The organism is Pseudoneobacillus rhizolycopersici, from assembly GCF_054786815.1.
Map to the genome: position 1 here is coordinate 1 of NZ_JBTOOE010000233.1, position 238 is coordinate 238.

Below are 238 nucleotides of genomic sequence, written 5' to 3' on the forward strand. Positions count from 1 at the left end.
GTTTCGCGTGTGCCGGACTGTTTCAGGCCAGGATCCTGCCTCTCGACCCGCGCCTGGTTCGCGATGGCGGCGTGGAATCGCAATTCGGCCTCGTGCCGTTCTCGCGACTCACTCTGCAGACTCTGCGAGAGCGTGTCCAACTGCGCCTGGAGCGTCTGATACTCGTGATGTGACTGCTGGACTTCCCCTTCGAGTTCCCTGACGCGTGTCTGCGCGGTGATGGCCAGGTCTCGTTCTC

Annotated in this window: 1 protein-coding gene; it reads left to right on the top strand. The window is 62.6% G+C overall.

Going from position 1 to position 238, the window contains the following annotated elements; all coding sequences use genetic code 11:
- On the top strand, positions 1–202 hold a 202-nt coding region (locus tag ACX9YW_RS23560), incomplete at its 5' end, for a hypothetical protein (RefSeq protein WP_460351231.1).
- Positions 203–238: the final 36 nt, after the last annotated feature.